Annotated in this window: 16 protein-coding genes; 5 read left to right on the forward strand and 11 right to left on the reverse strand. The window is 66.1% G+C overall.

Features of this window, described 5'->3' with window-relative positions:
• Positions 1-727: 727 nt before the first annotated feature.
• The 5 genes from DVR05_RS12710 to DVR05_RS12730 form a co-directional block, all read right to left on the reverse strand.
• The gene (locus DVR05_RS12710) at positions 728-1,642 is read right to left on the reverse strand and encodes an IS982 family transposase (protein ID WP_116246070.1); all 915 of its coding nucleotides are present in this window, start codon (positions 1,640-1,642) and stop codon (positions 728-730) included.
• 89 nt (positions 1,643-1,731) lie between these two features.
• Complete coding sequence (locus tag DVR05_RS12715; protein ID WP_232832104.1) at positions 1,732-3,141, reverse strand: PQQ-binding-like beta-propeller repeat protein; 1,410 nt, start codon at positions 3,139-3,141, stop codon at positions 1,732-1,734.
• Positions 3,071-5,632: a hypothetical protein gene (locus DVR05_RS26595; RefSeq protein WP_157982433.1), complete on the reverse strand. Its 2,562-nt coding sequence runs from the start codon at positions 5,630-5,632 to the stop codon at positions 3,071-3,073. The genes DVR05_RS12715 and DVR05_RS26595 overlap by 71 nt, the downstream gene beginning before the upstream one ends.
• Before the next feature lie 46 nt (positions 5,633-5,678).
• A complete protein-coding gene (locus DVR05_RS12725; RefSeq protein ID WP_116246072.1) occupies positions 5,679-6,020 on the reverse strand; it encodes a hypothetical protein in 342 nt (113 codons plus the stop codon).
• A gap of 366 nt (positions 6,021-6,386) precedes the next feature.
• On the reverse strand, positions 6,387-6,890 hold the full coding sequence (locus tag DVR05_RS12730) for an ATP-binding protein (RefSeq protein ID WP_232832105.1): 504 nt from the start codon (positions 6,888-6,890) through the stop codon (positions 6,387-6,389).
• A gap of 189 nt (positions 6,891-7,079) precedes the next feature.
• On the opposite strand from DVR05_RS12730, the gene DVR05_RS12735 reads away from it, so the two are divergent.
• From DVR05_RS12735 to DVR05_RS12750, 4 genes are all read left to right on the forward strand, one after another.
• Positions 7,080-7,889, forward strand: a complete 810-nt coding sequence (locus DVR05_RS12735) for a helix-turn-helix transcriptional regulator (protein WP_116246073.1) — start codon at positions 7,080-7,082, stop codon at positions 7,887-7,889.
• The gene (locus tag DVR05_RS12740) at positions 7,882-8,064 is read left to right on the forward strand and encodes a DUF397 domain-containing protein (protein ID WP_116246074.1); all 183 of its coding nucleotides are present in this window, start codon (positions 7,882-7,884) and stop codon (positions 8,062-8,064) included. Before DVR05_RS12735 ends, DVR05_RS12740 begins: the two co-directional genes overlap by 8 nt.
• Before the next feature lie 291 nt (positions 8,065-8,355).
• Positions 8,356-8,859 carry a hypothetical protein gene (locus DVR05_RS12745; RefSeq protein WP_116246075.1) on the forward strand — a complete coding sequence of 168 codons (504 nt, stop codon included), beginning with the start codon at positions 8,356-8,358 and terminating at the stop codon, positions 8,857-8,859.
• The gene (locus DVR05_RS12750) at positions 8,856-9,338 is read left to right on the forward strand and encodes an ATP-binding protein (protein WP_116246076.1); all 483 of its coding nucleotides are present in this window, start codon (positions 8,856-8,858) and stop codon (positions 9,336-9,338) included. The genes DVR05_RS12745 and DVR05_RS12750 overlap by 4 nt, the downstream gene beginning before the upstream one ends.
• A 144-nt stretch (positions 9,339-9,482) precedes the next feature.
• On the opposite strand, the gene DVR05_RS12755 is transcribed toward DVR05_RS12750, so the two are convergent.
• The 6 genes from DVR05_RS12755 to alr all read right to left on the reverse strand — a co-directional run bounded on the left by DVR05_RS12755 (position 9,483) and on the right by alr (position 14,964).
• On the reverse strand, positions 9,483-10,490 hold the full coding sequence (locus DVR05_RS12755) for a hypothetical protein (RefSeq protein ID WP_157982434.1): 1,008 nt from the start codon (positions 10,488-10,490) through the stop codon (positions 9,483-9,485).
• A gap of 479 nt (positions 10,491-10,969) precedes the next feature.
• Positions 10,970-12,004, reverse strand: a complete 1,035-nt coding sequence (gene tsaD, locus DVR05_RS12760) for a tRNA (adenosine(37)-N6)-threonylcarbamoyltransferase complex transferase subunit TsaD (protein ID WP_116246078.1) — start codon at positions 12,002-12,004, stop codon at positions 10,970-10,972.
• Positions 12,001-12,453, reverse strand: coding sequence for a ribosomal protein S18-alanine N-acetyltransferase (gene rimI / locus DVR05_RS12765; RefSeq protein ID WP_198659169.1), 453 nt, complete (start codon positions 12,451-12,453; stop codon positions 12,001-12,003). Before rimI ends, tsaD begins: the two co-directional genes overlap by 4 nt.
• Positions 12,454-12,503: 50 nt before the next feature.
• Complete coding sequence (gene tsaB / locus DVR05_RS12770; RefSeq protein WP_116246080.1) at positions 12,504-13,181, reverse strand: tRNA (adenosine(37)-N6)-threonylcarbamoyltransferase complex dimerization subunit type 1 TsaB; 678 nt, start codon at positions 13,179-13,181, stop codon at positions 12,504-12,506.
• Between the two features lie 11 nt (positions 13,182-13,192).
• Positions 13,193-13,705, reverse strand: a complete 513-nt coding sequence (gene tsaE / locus DVR05_RS12775; protein WP_116246081.1) for a tRNA (adenosine(37)-N6)-threonylcarbamoyltransferase complex ATPase subunit type 1 TsaE — start codon at positions 13,703-13,705, stop codon at positions 13,193-13,195.
• Positions 13,706-13,836: 131 nt separating this feature from the next.
• Complete coding sequence (alr, locus tag DVR05_RS12780) at positions 13,837-14,964, reverse strand: alanine racemase (RefSeq protein ID WP_116246082.1); 1,128 nt, start codon at positions 14,962-14,964, stop codon at positions 13,837-13,839.
• Positions 14,965-15,054: 90 nt separating this feature from the next.
• Between alr and DVR05_RS12785 the strand changes: the two genes are divergently transcribed.
• Entirely contained in the window at positions 15,055-15,579 is a 525-nt protein-coding gene (locus tag DVR05_RS12785; RefSeq protein ID WP_116246083.1) for a DUF6069 family protein, read from the forward strand.
• The last annotated feature ends 273 nt before the right edge of the window (positions 15,580-15,852 follow it).

Consider the following 15,852-nt stretch of genomic DNA (forward strand, 5'->3'; position numbering starts at 1 on the left):
GCACGGTGGTCGCGCACGAGCGCTCACGCACCGCCGAACGGCTGCGGCGCCATGACGGCGACGCCCTGGCGGCGGAGATGGAGGGGCACGGGTTCCCGCACGGGGCGTACCTGACCTTCGGCACCCACGCCCTGGTGATCAGCGGGATCCCGGAGATGCTCAGCGACAAGCCCCCGGACCCGACGACCTGTGGCAGCCCATCGCGGCCGCCCACGCGGCGGCCTTCGCCTGCGTGTTCCTGGGTCTGTCCAACCCGGGGAGGTAGGAGGCCGGGGCGGCGGCCCCGCGCCGCCGCCCCGAAGAATGCCCGGCCTCGGAGGAAATCGGCGTTCGGCCGTGGCGGTGGTGCCGTGGAGACGGCCCGGGATGCCCTACCCCAACCCGCGACCCGCGTCGAGCTTCCCGGCTGGAGGCGGCGGGGCTGGATGTCTGCTCACCCTCTGCGTGGTGGGCTTCCTGGTCGTCTACCACCTCGGCTGGTGACCCTCCTGGCCTGAGGAGTTTTCGCAGCACGACCAGTGGCGGAGGAAGCTGGGCTTACCAGCGAGGCGAGTCCCGTCGATACCGGCAGGGACGAGAAGAAGCGCTGCCACGACGACGAGCAGGAAGCCGAAGAGTAACATCCCCGACCTGCGACCCACGGGAGGGCGCCGGACCGCACGCTGTCCGGCGCCCTCTGGCGTAGCAAGGTAGGCCCACCTCAGCCTAGATGAGTAATTCCAAGGGGTCAGTGATCGTAGGCCGTCAGCGAGCGTAGGACCGGCTGACCGGTGCGGTCGTTGTGCCAGATCGCGGCGGTCAGCGCCAGGATGCGCTGGAGCACCCGGGCGATCACCCCGCCCGGGGTGCGCCCGCCGTGGCGCTCCAGGTCCAACTGGCCCTTGAAGGTCTGGTTGATGGACTCGATGACTTGGCGCAACGGCCGCAGCAGGTGTGCTCCGGCCCGTGGGGGCTCGCCCTTGCGGGCCGGGCGCAACAGGTGCAGGCCCGCCTCGGCCAGAGCACGTTCGAAGTCGCGCCCGTAGTAGTTCTTGTCCGCGATCAGCGTCTGCCCCGGGCGTTGGGCGACCAGGCCGGGATCGGCCCCGAACATCCCCGCCAGGGTGGTGCGCTCGTCGGCTTTGGCGCTGGTCAGGGCGTAGGTGATGGGGAGGCCGCCCGGGGTGCACACCAGGTGCAGGCGCAGCCCCCAAAAGAACCGGGAGTGGGAGGCGCAGTACCCGTAGGCGGCCCATCCGGCCAGGTCGGAGCGTTTGACGGTCTCGCGGGAACGGGCGCATTCCACGGGGGTGGAGTCGACCACCCACACGTCGTCGGTCCAGGCGCTGGTGTCGGTGGCCAGGTGGCGGATCAGGGTCTGGATCAGGCCAGCGGCCTTGCGCAGGCGCTTGTTGTAGCCGCTCTGCTGGGGCAGGTAGGGGAAGCGTTCGGACAGGTGGGTGCGGGCGTGGCGCAGCCATCGGGCCTCGCTGGTGTGGCCGAGCAGGGCCTGCATCAGGGCCAGGGTGGCCAGGTCGGCGTCCGGCAGGCGGGGTTGGAAGCCGATCTCGGGGCGCCAGGGGGCCAGGTCCGGGCGGTGCTTCAGGAGCCTGTCGGTGGTGTCGTAGAGTGCACGGGCGAGGGAGTTCAGGTCTTGCGTCACAACATGACCATGGGCTCCCTCGCCTCATGCTCAGACCACACACCCCTTGGAATTACTCATCTAGTGGTTTCGACTTGACACATATGAACTCAAGTAAGACCAACTACTGTCCATGGTCCCGGTTCATCCTCGGTGACCACGACAGCACCGGGAACCGAGAGCACCACGGGAGCGCCAAGGCTGAACGACGGATCTGGCTCTGACCACCACTCCTCGTTGACGGTCATGTCCAGGTTCATCTTCTCAGGTTCGCTCTCCGAACCCCACTCCACAAACTCGGCCACCACCGGCCCCCGCACCAGGTCCTCGTCCTCGAGATAGCCCAACCGCAGGACCCCGTCCTCCAATACCAGTTCTGGACCAGAATTCCCCTCACCAGGCAGTCTCTGGACCGATGCACGACCCAACAGATCACCTCCGAAGGACATGCGTCGGTACTCCACGAAGTCGTCTTCATCCTCCGAAACCGAATCGACATAGCCTCCGTCGAGCAACGCCACAGAGTGCCGTTCGGTCCTGTCCCGATACACTTCTCCTTGGACCTCCTCACCCGTGTCCGGGTCAAGGAGAAACTCGTACCGGTCCTCACCCCTCACACTGAGGAAGAACACTTCTCCACCTGGGGAGACTTCATGCTCCGGTTCGTGCCACATGTCGGCAGTAAATTCCTGCTCCACTTCCCAAAGAAGTTCTCCAGTCTGCCCGTCCAGTCCGACTGCGAGCATCCCCTGTTCGTAGATGTCAACGGAGTCGTTCTCGGAGATGCTGCCCTTGTAGGAAGCCGTGACCACGACCGTTTCCCCCACACTCAGCACATCCTCAATAACGGCACCGGCGCTGTCCCCGCGCTCTGCAAGCTCATAGGTCCAGACCCGTTCACCTTCGCGCAGAGAGAACGCCTCCAACGGGCCCTCACCCTGAGTTGGAGCTACGACGGCCATATCCGAAGTGACCGCGACAGTACGTTCGAGTGCCTCTTCGAGGTCAATTCCATGTTCGGCGATCAGCTGACCCGTCCCCGCGTCAAGCAGCACCATGGTGTCCGGCTTACTACCCGGAGTAGTCAGCAGAATCTCCTGCCCTCCCGGAGTGCTCCACACGTCATGGACACCACCGCTTGCCACCCTGTAGTGCCACAGCTCCTCACCCGTGGCCCCGTCCAGTCCAACCACACCGTCTCCCAAAACCATTACGGGCCCCGACTGGCCGGAAAGAACCTCACTAAGACTGGCGTCCTCATCCGGGACTTCCCACTCCCAGGCCACGCCTGACACCGAGTTCACCTGCGAATACGAAGGGGCTTCGCCTTCATAGACACGATGATCCGTATCATTCTCAACACTTCCCTCATTGCCCAGGAAAGAGCAACTAGACAAGAAAAGAGAACTACAGAAGGATACAGAGAGGCTCTTGGCCAAAAACGGCCTACTATTCACCACTCCCCGCCCCCTCCCGATTCGGACGATCAATTTCATCTCCATTCTCATCAAAAGCAGCACTAAATGCTTCATAAAAACCATCCGCAACCTGCCAAACCTCCTTATCTGTCTCACTCCCGGGCCAAACATGATTACTTACGGCATCCCATTCATCATCCCGCAAATCCTGCCCATCTCCATTCGAGTCAATATCCCATTCACTTGCATCCGTATTGAATGTCCCATCTTCGTTCAGCGTCCCCTCGGGGGGAGGAGGGATGTCTAGTCCACCGTGATCATGAATAGCTCCCATCGTGTAGATTCGAATAACATTCTCATTCAACTCAAGCGGGGGCGTGCTGTTTCTTGGGAACTCGATAGTCCCATCTCCGGAGGCATCCTTAATAGCCTCCTCAACTCCATTCCAAACAAACTTGTATGTTTCAGCGACTTTGGCATTGGGAATATAGGTGGCAGTAAAATCTCTCACGAAATCAGTACCAATCTTTGTGTCACTGCCTTCTTCCACCACAGCGACATTATGAGCCTCGATACGAGAGGTAACCTCTTCCGCCACACCTGTTGCCACAGCGTTCAAGAGCAACCCTGATCTCGTTCCCGCCGTCTGATCGGGATTCCCCTCTCCGACAGAACCGACGTACTCCGAAAGAGAATTCATTGAATATTCATCTGCTATCTCGACGACGCGCATTGCCGCTTCAGGACTGCCAGAGATCAACTGAACGAAATCGGTTCGATCGCGCAGATCAATGATGGCACCATTTTCGTAGGAATAACTGGTATCCTTATCAGGATCGAGATTTCCATTCGGATCAAGAATCTCGTTGTCAGCAAATGCCTCAACATGCGCCTCAAAAATATCGGCAAGACTGTCAGCGATTCCCGGATTCACGTGGCCAAAGGAAGCATTCCTCCATGTGACTGTTTCACCACCCACGGTTTCCTCAACGCTGTGCCCAGTCTCACTGAGCTCATCCTGAAGATTCGTGAGTGTCGTTACCAGACCGACCATCGCCCTCTCTGAGCGTGTGGCCTCCTTGGGATCACTGCTGTTCGCTTCTTCGGCGATCCAGTCCGTCATCTGCCCGACGATCTCGCCGTTGTCTTCGTCGCTCCAATCGTGTGTGTAGAGTCCTACAATCGCTCGGTCAATCAGATCCTGATGACTCTCGTCAACAACGGTTTCCTTGAAATCTCCATTCTCATCAACAAAGTTAGGATGCTCGTATTCACCTGTGAATAGCTCTGTCATAGCGTCGTGGTTACGGCTTGCGATATCAACAAGCGAGAGTGTTGTGTCTTCTCCCAACCACACATCGACGTTGTTTTCGGAGCCACCAGCAAAGTGTCCCATAGAAAGCGCCAGGGTCGCGGAAAGATCTACCCCGGCTCTCAAATCATCGGGGGCGTTCCCAAGCAAGATCTCTAGGGCTGATACCTCGCTGGACCATGTGTTCAAATCGTAGTGCTCAAACTCGTCTGGATCCATCAACGACGGACCCTCGGCAGCCCTGCGGACACTCTCAGGAAGACGATCATAGCCACCGAAGAGATCCTCATCGGAGAGCACCATGAGTCCTTCGCTCATGGAACTAAGAAATCCCTGTGCGATATCGGGATCGTAGGCGTCGCTGTTCTCCAGCAGATCCACCACGCCGAGTACTCCACGTGGCCCTTCAATGTTCACCTGAGAATCCTCAAAACCTTCATAGAAGGCTTCCAGGAAATCCATATACTCACCGGGAGGTTGTCCACCATTACGTTGGTTCTGAGCACCAGCGGTGGTAACGAGAGAAAGCATCGCCAACACCTCGGCGATGTCGCCCTCATAGTTTTCTGGATCATCGAGGTAGATCTCCATTTCCTCAGCTGCCCAGTCACCCTGCTCTTCAGAGAGGGGAGGCGGATCCTCAGGAGGAAAGATACCCAGATGACGCCAACTCAAATGCCCAGATTCAATCAAGCGTTCAAGCGTTTCCGCGCTCGGACCATCACGCAGATCTTTCTCAGTCTGGTCTGCCTGATCCATCAAAGTGTCCCAGGCAATTGAGTGCTCGGCGAGAAGTTGAGACCTCAATTCAATCAGGGCATCTACTTCCTCGGCCTCACGATCAGACTGAGCGGTCAGCGACTCCTCGATTCCTCCCGCCAGCGGAAACAAGGGAGATTCTGCTGCGCCACTCACAAATGGATTATCGAGCCTCCATTGAGCCGAGGATTTCGCTGAATTCCATCTTTCTTCCAGTTCGCTTCGCTTCGTTCGGTACGTTTCGATGTCATCAGCCCAAAGTTTCATCACGGCAGCGCCATCGGTCAGAGCCTTGGCTGTCTCTTCCCACTTTGCCACTTCTGCGGCGGAAGCTGCACTGAGATCCCAAGCCACAAGTCCAGCAAACTCTCCCGCAGCGTCATTAAAATGGCCATCCGCATCTTGTACTCTGCCAGTCATCCTTGAACAGATAGAAGTGAGAGAATCACTCTTGTCTCGGATCACTCCAGGATCCGCGTCAATGTCTTCAGGAAGACCTAGGGAAAGATCGGCAACTCCCATTATTCATCCAATCTGACTAATTTTTATTTTGGCAATTATGTGAAGATTAATTATTAACATCTCTTGGGAGTTCAATGTCGAGGGCATCCAACCCCTCTCGCACTTCCTCGGCACTCTCATGGTCCGTGTCAAGGATTGAAATATTCGCTCCCTCAACATTACTCGCCAGGGCGATTCCATTTTCAACTACAGCACTGATATTCTCAACTGTTTGGAGACTGTAGTCGTCCAATCCCGAAGAGACATAAGTAGAAGCCGCTCCGCTCATCTCTTCTATCGCATTCTGAAAATCCAGACCCAGGTAGACCAGTTCTTCCACCATGGCTTCTGCCTTGCTGGCCGCACTCATAGAGTCGTACGGATTTCCTCCAGCTTCTCCACCCGACATGGGATTTCCTTTCAGTTCACCAATCTGACTGGTGGCGCAATAAGAGTATTCATGGATTTCGATGTATTTGAGACTCTTATGGAATTGGAAGACTCATGGCCCAGTGGGCTTCGTTGCACCGGAACAGTCTTCGCAGTCATAGGGTCCCCTCATGGCCACGATGGGATGTCTGACATGCCCAGAGCCGACCATAAAGTTAGCAGTTGCGACTGACCGTTAACCTGTCCGGATGCGAAGAGGTTCTGATGGTGCTATGAGCCACTGCGCTCTGACCTGGCCCTTCAGCTCCTGCGGCTGGCTCCTGGCCAATGTTGGCCAGGAGCTGAGGTCGTCTGCCAGGAACTGACGCCTGCTTGATTGAGCGGATCAGACAGCCGCCCTGGGCCGTGGCACCCGCCCGCGCGTCTCCTCCGCGCGCGGGTCCACCACCGCCCACACCGTGAGCGGGCTCCCCGGCCGCCCGAACCACCCCCAGGCCCGCGACAGCTCCTCCACCAGGCGCAGCCCGAACCCACCACCCGCCCCGCCCACGCACGGCACCGACGGCTCCCCGACCCCGCCGCCCACCACCCCGTCGTCGGTCACCGTGATCTGGAACAGGCCCCCGTGCCGTTCCATCTCCACCCGCACCCGCCCGAACGGCCGCCCCGACGCCGTGTGCCGCAGCGCGTTCGCATGCAGCTCCGACAGCACCAGCAGCAGCGGGTACGCCCGGTCGTAGCTCAGCCCCGACCCGTGCCAGCACCACTGCCGCGCGGTCGCCACCTGCCCCGGCAGCGGTCCGAAGCTCGCCATCCGCACCCCCGGCCGCCCCGACGGAATCCGCCTCGGCAGCCCGTCGATCCCCCGCACCTCGCCCGGCTCCCCCATCGCCTACTCCCCTTCGACCCGTTCCTCGCCGTCCGGGATCAGACTCCCAACGGGCCGTGGACTTGGCCTCCTCGCATGGAGTTTTCGCGAAAGTCCATCCGCCCCGATGGACTTTTTGCGAAACTCCATCGGGTGAGGAATGAGAATGGTAGGCCCCGTTTGTCCTTTTCCGATATGCAAGCATCGAGCATGGCCAAGGTGAGCACGGACATCCGGGAACGGTGGGGCGGCGTCCTCCAGCAGCGGCGCGAGGCCCTGGGGATGACGCAGGAGAAGCTGGGCAGGGCGCTCGGCGTCAAGGGCACCGCCGTGTCCAACCTCGAACGCGGCCGAACCTCGCCGTCGGCGGAGGTCCTGACGACGCTCGACAAGGTGCTCGGGACCGACGACGAACTGGCCACGCTGTGGGACGACCTCGTCAAGGAGGGCAAGATCCCCTGGCTGGGTCAGATGGAGGAGTTGGAGAAGAAGGCCGCCTCCATCCTGGACTGCCACCCCTTCCTGGTGCCCTCCCTGTTGCAGACCACCGCCTACGCGACCGCGGTCATGCGCGCGGTCACCCCCTGGGAGCCCCGAGCGACGACCGACTCCCGCGTACACGACCGGATCGCTCGCGGCAAACGCTTCCAGAAGGCGGAGACCCCGGTGATGATGGTGGTGATCGGCCGCGCGGTTCTGCTGGATCCCATCGACGACGGACCGATCATGTGCGAGCAACTGGAGCACATCCACTCTCTCGCGTCGAGTGAGCGGATAACCTTGCAGATCACGAACGAGCCCCTGCATCCGGGGCTTGTGGGACCCTTCTCAGTGCTTGATCCCGCGCCGGAGCGGGAGATCGTCTACGTGGAGTCGGCCTACAAGGGCCAGTTCATCGACGACCCCACCGCCGTGGGAGAGTTCAAGATGCGGTTCCACCGGCTGCAAGCGGCAGCGATGCCACCGAGCCAGTCGCTGCGGCTGATCGAGAAGACGATTGAGGGATTCCGTCATGAGTGACGCTCAGTGGCACAAGAGCACCTACAGCGGGGGCTCGCACCAGAACTGCGTGGAGGTCGCCGAGGGCGCGGCCGAAACCCTGGTTCGGGACACCCGACACCGCGAGCACGGGCACCTCAGCTTCAGCAACCCCGCCTGGACCGGCTTCCTCTCCTCCATCAAGACCGGCCGCTGACCCCGCACCGCGACCCCCGTTCCACATGCCGGGAACGGGGGTTTTCTGCGCCTCATGACTGATTTGACCCACAATTCCCTCATGCGCCCATTGTTCTCCACACCACACCTGAACTGGAATGACGTCGCCTTCTCGCATTTTTTCTCGATGACTTCTCCGTAGCGGTACCCATCACCCCCGACCACCCCCTAATCTTCTTTCCAACAACCGCATACGAAGACCCCGCGACGTTTACTCAACGCCCGGGGTCGTGGCCAGCAACTCAAACCCTTTAGACCAAGGATTGCCAGCGTGTCCCATCTTATCGCTGCCCTCCTGACCCCTGTCCTGGGCTCAGTGAAGGGCCTCCTCGCCTCCCCGCGCGGCCGCCACGCGGCGCGCCGCCGCCGCTCCACCCGGGTCCGCCGCTACGCCCCGCCCCCGGCACCCTCTCCGGCACCTGTACCCGCACCGCCCCCGGAAGCCGTTCCGGCCACGGCGTTCGTCGAACAGCCCCGGCAACGCGCCACCACCGCCCCCGCGCCCCGCCTCGCTCCCCCGTCGGAACACGTCCCCGCCGACGGCGTCGCGCTCGTGCGCCCCTACTACGTCGCCCACGAACGGGGCCGCGCCCACACGGTCGAGAACCCCGCGCCCCGCCTCCCCCGGCCGCGCGTTCCGGAGGGCGACCTCCTGGCCCCGCCGTCGCCCTCCCTTGGCGAGTTCGACGAACTCGCCGCCCTCGTCCGAACCTGGCAACAGAGGCAGGAACAGCGGGAACGGCACGGACACCGCGAGGGGGTGACGGTGGCATGACCACACCGCACGTCTTCTGGGAGCACCGCGTCTACACCGGCCGGTTCGACGAACTCGCCCGCGTCCGCGCCGACCTCGCCCGCGACCTGGACGGCTTCGACCCCGACCTGGTCGACGCCCTCCGGCTCTGCCTGTCCGAGCTGTTCACCAACACCCTCAAATACACCGACTCCGGCACCGTGTACGGCGAGGTCATCCGCACCCTGTCCATGCCGGACCGCGCCACCCTCCGGTTGTCGGTCAGTGACTCCGGAGGCGGCGGGTGCGTCCCGCGCGTCCCCGCCGAACGCACCCGCGAGGAGTGGGACTGGTCGGAGGGCCAGCGCGGCCTCCTCCTGGTCGAGAACCTGTCCACGGCCTGGGGGCACCTCCCGCTCGGGCCCTGGGGCGACCTGGGCACCAACGTGTGGGCGGAGTTCGCCGTCGACCCGGCCACCGTGCCGCCCGGCCTGCGCCCCTTCGTCTTCACCGCCGACTGACACCGACGACTGGCAGCACGAAGCCGCCCCGCTTCTCGGGAGCAGGTCCGAAAAGCGGGGCGGCTGTCAGGGGCGGCTGTCAGGGCGCCTCGGGTCGCCCCGGGACGACCCGAGGGTTCCCCCGCCGCGCCCCGGTCCGGCGCGCTAGGCGCAGAGCTTGCTGTCGAGCTCCCTCTCCCGCTTCTCGACGACCAGGTCCGGCGTCCCGTCGTGCAGCAGGCGGTCGGCCGTGCCGTCGATGTGGAAGCCGGGGGAGAAGAACATCCGCCGCTCCCCCTCGTCCGCCATCCGCCAGTTGTCCGGGCTCATCCGCTGCCCGGTCGGCTCGAACCGGTGGTCGAAGAGCTCGAACACCGGTTGGACGCGCACGGTCCGCTTGTACGGCGTGGCCACCAGCCACACCTCGCTGCACGCGGGGATGTCCAGGCCCCGCAGACGGCTGACGTCCCTGGCCACGCCCCAGGACCACGAGTGGTCGTGGCTGTGGCTCTTCGTGGTGCTGAAGATGTCGTCGGCCACCGTCTTGGAGATGCTGTGCCCGGTGCTGGTACTCGCGCTGAAGGACGTCCCGAAGGCGATGGTCAGCTCGAAGTAGTCAGGACCCGTGCCCAGGTTGCGGTGCGTGGCGGTGATCCGCCGCGAGTGCCCGTGGTGGTCCCAGCCGCCGAGCACGGGGAAGTGGCACTGTCCCCGGACGGTCTCCCAGGGACCGTGCGGCTTGAAGTCCCCGACCTGACGCATGTACTTCCGCTTCGGCAGGAACTCGCCGGTCTCGTTGTTGAACGCGCCTTGAACACGCTTGTTCGGCCCCTTCGCGCAGAGGTCGCCCAGCAGGTTGTCGACCTCGAACGACTCCTGGTCCTTGAGGTCGATCGCCCCCGGGATCGGCGGCCCGTCAGCCTTCGGTTCCTCGTCCGCGATGTCCACCATCACCGGGTGGTCGGGGAAGCCCGCGAGAGCTGGCATCTCCTCCCCCGAGGGCATCTGCGGCCTCCCGGGCATGTCGGGCATCCCCGGCACGCCGTCCATGGGGTCCTGCGCGTACGCGGTCGGGGCCGTGACGGCCTGCCCACCCAGGACCACGACCGCGGATACGGTGACCGCCACCGCTCTGGTGAGGAACACTCCCCGCTTGCGTTGTTCCCGTCTCATGGACTCCTCCGCATCATCGACCCGATAACGCCTCCACTCCACAGGGCGCTATGTCCGGAAAATGATGGAAAACGATCATCCGAAAAGAGAACATGCGCGGGTTCCTGGGACCTTCGAGGCGGTCAACGGCAGATTAACTCCTTACCTGCTGAAAGCGTCCGCGACGCGCCCGGAGGGACGAAGGACCGGGTTCTGCCGAAGCGCCCTGGTCGCGCATGGATCGGGACCCGCGGGGAGCGTCCCGCGCCACCCATATATTCCTTTTCCTGGAATACCTCCTATAGGAAACAAAAGGTGTGAAGGACAGGATCCACACCATCACACCTCGGCCTGGACCACCGGTCCGGTGCGCGCTCTCTCGGAGGAGCGCCCCGCGCACGCCGACGCCCCCGCCGGAACAGTCGTCCGGCGGGGGCGTCGGCGGAACGCGTCAGGGGCGCGGGGTCGCCGGGTGGCGGGAGGCCGCATCCGGCGTCCGCTCACACGGCCAGCGGGGACTCCACCGGCAGCGACGTGTCCGTGCCCAGCTCAAGCGTCGAGGCGGGCAGCCCGGCCGCCACCACCTCGGCGCCCAGGGCGGCGATCATCGCGCCGTTGTCGGTGCACAGGCGCGGGCGCGGCACGCGCAGCTCGATCCCGGCCTCCCGGCAGCGCTCCTCGGCCAGGGCGCGCAGCGCCGAGTTGGCCGCCACGCCCCCGCTGATCACGAGGGTGCTCACGCCGTGCTCCACGCACGCGTCCACGGCCTTGCGGGTGAGCACGTCCACCACCGACTCCTGGAAGGCGGCGGCGATGTCCGCGACCACCAGCGGCTGACCGGCGCGCTCGGCGTCCTCCACGTGCCGGGCCACGGCCGTCTTCAGGCCGGAGAAGGAGAAGTCGTAGGTCCCGTCGCCCCACTTGCCGCGCGGGAAGCGGATACCCCGCGCATTGCCGGTCCGGGCGGCCCTGTCGATCGGCGGCCCGCCCGGGTAGGGCAGGTCCAGCAGCCGCGCCACCTTGTCGTAGGCCTCGCCGGCGGCGTCGTCCACGGTGTCGCCCAACGACACCACGTCGGTGGCCAGGTCGTTGACCAGCAGCAGCGACGTATGGCCGCCCGACACCAGCAGCGCCACGGCGGGCTTGGGCAGCGGCCCGTGCTCCAGCTGGTCCACCGCCACGTGGCCGACCAGGTGGTTGACCCCGTACAGCGGCTTGTCCAGGGCCATCGCGTAGGCCTTGGCCGCGGACACCCCCACCAGCAGCGCACCGGCCAAGCCCGGACCGGCGGTGACCGCGATCGCGTCCACGTCCGACAGCTTCACGCCCGCGGAGTCCAGGGCGCGCTGGACGGTCGGGGTCATCGCCTCCAGGTGCGCGCGGCTGGCCACCTCGGGGACCACACCGCCGAACCGCGCGTGCTGGTCGACGCTGGAGGCCACCTCGTCGCCGAGCAGTTCACAGCCGCGCACGAGACCGACGCCGGTCTCGTCGCACGACGTCTCGATCCCCAGGATCAACGGATGGTCGCTCACGGGTTCCCCTCCTCACCGGACCCCTGTCCGGGCCGGGCCGTGCGGCGCATGACGATCGCGTCGGCCCCGTTGTAGTAGCCGCGCCGGACACCGATCCGGATGAAGCCGAAGTCGGCGTACAGCTTCTGGGCGCGCGGGTTGTCGTCGCGCACCTCCAGGAAGACGTGGGTGACGCCCTCGCGTTCGGCCCGGTCGAGCAGCACGGTGAGCAGTGCCCGACCGATCCCGCGCCCCCACAGTGGCCGGGCCACGGCCATCGTCTGGACGTCGCCCTCCGGCGGCACCGAGCGCAGGCCCGCGTAGCCCACGACCCGGTCGCCGGACTCGGCCACGACGTAGTGGCGCGAGGGGTGGGAGAGCTCGTCACGGAACATGCCCTCGGTCCACGCGTCCTCGGGGAACAGCGCCTGTTCCAGGTCCAGGGCCGCCGGGAGGTCCTCCACGGTCATCGGACGCAGACGCACACCGCCGCCCGCGTCGGTCACGCCGGTCGTGTCGCTCACTTCACCCACTGCCGGACCTTCTTCGGCGCGCCGGGCGCAACGGCGTCGGGACGGCGCAGGTAGAGCGGGTTGGGCTCGGGCAGTTCCTCGCCCCGGTGCAGGCGCAGCAGCGCCAGTTCGACCATCGCTGCGGCGTCGGGGTGGAGCGGCTCCGGGGCCGCGGCGGCGTCGCCGAGGACGTCGGCGTACATGTCGGCGCCGTGCCCGACCAGGGGCAGACTGGCGGTGTCGACCTCGGCGGGCCGGTCGACGCGCACCTCGCCCACCCGCGTGAGGTGGTCGTCGTAGCGGGCCCAGAACACCTCCTTGCGGCGGGCGTCCGTCATTGCGACGAAGGGTTCCGTGCGCCCCGTGGCGAACGCGAGCGCGTCCAGGGTGGTGACGCCGTGGCAGGGCACGCCGAGGGCGTCGGACAGGGCGTGGGCGGTGGCCAGGCCGACCCGCAGCCCGGTGTAGGGGCCGGGGCCGATCCCGACGGCGACGCCGTCGAGGTCGCCGAGTCCGACCCCCGCCTCCTCGGTGAGGCGGCGGATGGTCGGGCCGAGCAGTTCGCCGTGGCGGCGGGCGTCCACGGAGGAGGCGCTGGCGCGCAGGGTGAAGGCGCCGTCGGCGGAGCTCTCACCGATGGCGGCGGTGACCGCCGGGGTGGCGGTGTCGAAGGCCAGGAGCAGCACGGGCGACCGCCTCATCCGCGCCCGGCGGCGATGCCGGGCAGGTCGACGTCGGACCACCGGTCCCCGACGGGGATCAGGTGGACGGTTCTGGTGTCGTCGGGGTGGCGTTCGATCCGGACCTCCAGCCGGTCGTCGCTCAGCCCCTCGGCGACGCCCTCGCCCCACTCGACCACGGTGACGGAGTCGGGGATGGTCATGTCGAGGTCGATGTCGTCGATCTCGTCCGGCCCGCCGAGCCGGTAAGCGTCCACGTGCACGAGGGCTGGACCGCCGACCAGGGACGGGTGGATGCGGGAGATGATGAAGGTCGGCGAGGTGACCGAGCCGCGTACCCGCAGGCCCTCGCCCAGGCCCTGGGTGAACGTGGTCTTGCCCGCGCCGAGGGGACCGGACAGGATCAGGACGTCACCGGCGCGGGTGAGGGCGGCCAGATCCCGGCCCAGGGCGCGCATGGCTCCGTCGGTGGCGGCCGTGACCTCGTGGACGACGGGCGCGCCCGTGGCGGTGGCTGTTACGTCTGTCATCTGACTCGCAGCTTGTGTCGGTAGTGGGTCGGGTGGCGACCGGCCGCGCCGCTCCTGGCGCGCCGGAGGAGACCTCCCCACCCAGGCTAGACGGGGTGCGGAGGCGGCTGGGACGCTCGGCGGCGTCCGGCTCAGGCGCCGCCGGTGTACTCCCGAGGAACCCGCGCGCCCACCCGCGTGACGATCTCGTACGGGATGGTGTCCAGGGCCTCGGCCCAGTCCCCGGCGGTCGGGGTCGCGGGGTGGTCGGTCGGATCGCCGAACAGTACCGCGTGCTCCCCCGCCTCCACCGGCTCATCGCCTACATCCACAACGAACTGGTCCATGCAGACTGTTCCCGAGATGGTGTGGGTACGCCCTCCGAGCAGCACGGGCCCCTTGTTGGTGGCGTGCCGTGGGACGCCGTCCGCGTAGCCGAGGGGCACCAGGGCCAGGGTGGTGTCGCGCTTGGTGACGTATCGGTGACCGTAGGAGACGCCGTTGCCGGGGCCGACGCGCTTGGTGAGGGCGACGCGGGACCGGAGGGTCATCGCGGGCCGCAATCCGGGCACGTCGAAACCGGGAATAGGGACAAGTCCGTAACTGGCGATACCGCCGCGCACGAGGTCGAAGCGGGCCTCGGGGAGGGTGAGCAGGGCCGCCGAGTTGGCGATGTGCCGGACCTCGGGGGTGAGGCCGATCTTGTCGGCCGTCTCCAGCGCCTCGTGGAAGCTGGAGAGCTGGCGCGCGATCGAGGGGTGGCCGGGCTCGTCCGCGCACGCGAAGTGCGACCACACGCCGCTGACGCGCAGGTCACCGGCGTCCTCGGCGCGGGCGGCGGCCTCCACCAGGGCGGGCCACTCGGCGGCGCTGACCCCGCCGCGGTTGAGCCCGGTGTCGATCTTCAACTGGACGCGCGCGACCCGGCCGAGTTCGCGCGCCGCCGCGACGACGGCGTCGAGGACGGCGCGGTCGCTGACCCCGAGGTCGATCCCGGCCGCGACCGCCTCCGCGACCGGTTCACCCGGCGGGATGATCCAGGCGAGCACGGGAGCGGTGATCCCGGCCGCGCGCAGGGCGAGGGCCTCGTGGATGAAGGCGGTGCCGAGCCACGTGGCGCCGCCCGCGAGGACCGCGCGAGCCGCCGGAAGCATGCCGTGGCCGTAACCGTCGGCCTTCACCACACCCATGAAGGGGGTGCCGCCGGCGTGCTCACGGAGCAGCCGGACGTTGTCGGCGATCGCGTCCAGGTCGACGCGGGCGTGCGCGAAGTGAGCCATGCTCCCAGTCTTCCACGTGTGGGTTACCGCTCGGGAGCTGCGGGTATGTGGGCTACGACCGAGTTCGAGGCCGTTTCTGGGGGGATCGGCATGGGCGAGTTCGGAAGTGAGCGTCCGGTCGACGCGGTACGGCTGTGGTCCGGGGGACTGGCCACGGCCGTGGTGGCGGCGCTGGTCGTCCTGGTCGGCACTCTGGTCATCCGGGGGGTTCTGGGGATTCCCGTGCTCGCCCCGGAGGAGGCCGGTGACCTGGGTGACTCGGGGACCGTCGCCTACGCGCTGATGGCGGCCGCGGCGGCACTGCTGGCCACGGGCCTGCTGCACGTGCTGCTGCTGGCGGCGCCGCGACCGCGCGCGTTCTTCGGCTGGATGATCGGTCTGATCACGGCGGTCGCCGCGGTCACGCCGTTCCTCCAGGGCGCCGAGCTGGCCAGCCAGATCGCCACGGCGGTCGTCAACCTCGTCGCCGGAGTGGCGATCGCGACGTTGCTGAGCGGCGTCGCGGGGACCGCCGTCGTCCGGTCGGGGCGAAGGTCGCGCCCGGTGTTACGGCACGAGGGCCTGCTGCCGGACGTGGACCGGTCCGACTACCGCGGGGACACGCGGAGGTTGTGACCGGCCCCGGGGACCGGCGGCGACCCCGGAGAGCGGGGGTGCCGAGCCGGAACCGGGACGGCGGCGGACCGGCCGACGAGGAGGGGCACGACAGGCGCACAGGGACAGCCATGAGGGGCGGGGCCGCGGGGTCCCGCCCCTTCGTCGTGCGCGGCGCTTCACACAGATCCCACGCCACGCACAGACCCCCGGCCACGGCGGCCTCCGGCACGCCCCAAGAGCGACGACCCGCGCCCCGCTCCGCCCCGGGCGCACCACCACCCGCACCCCACG

Source organism: Nocardiopsis sp. FIRDI 009 (assembly GCF_003386285.1).
Taxonomy (GTDB): Bacteria; Actinomycetota; Actinomycetes; order Streptosporangiales; family Streptosporangiaceae; genus Nocardiopsis.

Bases quoted from the DNA above. Each gene is read 5' to 3' on its own strand.
- alr (WP_116246082.1), bottom strand. From the start codon at position 14,964: ATGGCTCACTTCGCGCACGCCCGCGTCGACCTGGACGCGATCGCCGAC.
- DVR05_RS12740 (WP_116246074.1), top strand. From the start codon at position 7,882: ATGAGTGACGCTCAGTGGCACAAGAGCACCTACAGCGGGGGCTCGCAC.
- rimI (WP_198659169.1), bottom strand. From the start codon at position 12,453: ATGACCGTGGAGGACCTCCCGGCGGCCCTGGACCTGGAACAGGCGCTG.
- DVR05_RS26595 (WP_157982433.1), bottom strand. From the start codon at position 5,632: ATGGGAGTTGCCGATCTTTCCCTAGGTCTTCCTGAAGACATTGACGCG.
- DVR05_RS12735 (WP_116246073.1), top strand. From the start codon at position 7,080: ATGGCCAAGGTGAGCACGGACATCCGGGAACGGTGGGGCGGCGTCCTC.
- DVR05_RS12785 (WP_116246083.1), top strand. From the start codon at position 15,055: ATGGGCGAGTTCGGAAGTGAGCGTCCGGTCGACGCGGTACGGCTGTGG.
- DVR05_RS12755 (WP_157982434.1), bottom strand. From the start codon at position 10,490: ATGAGACGGGAACAACGCAAGCGGGGAGTGTTCCTCACCAGAGCGGTG.
- DVR05_RS12725 (WP_116246072.1), bottom strand. From the start codon at position 6,020: ATGTCGGGTGGAGAAGCTGGAGGAAATCCGTACGACTCTATGAGTGCG.
- tsaE (WP_116246081.1), bottom strand. From the start codon at position 13,705: ATGACAGACGTAACAGCCACCGCCACGGGCGCGCCCGTCGTCCACGAG.
- DVR05_RS12750 (WP_116246076.1), top strand. From the start codon at position 8,856: ATGACCACACCGCACGTCTTCTGGGAGCACCGCGTCTACACCGGCCGG.
- DVR05_RS12730 (WP_232832105.1), bottom strand. From the start codon at position 6,890: ATGGGGGAGCCGGGCGAGGTGCGGGGGATCGACGGGCTGCCGAGGCGG.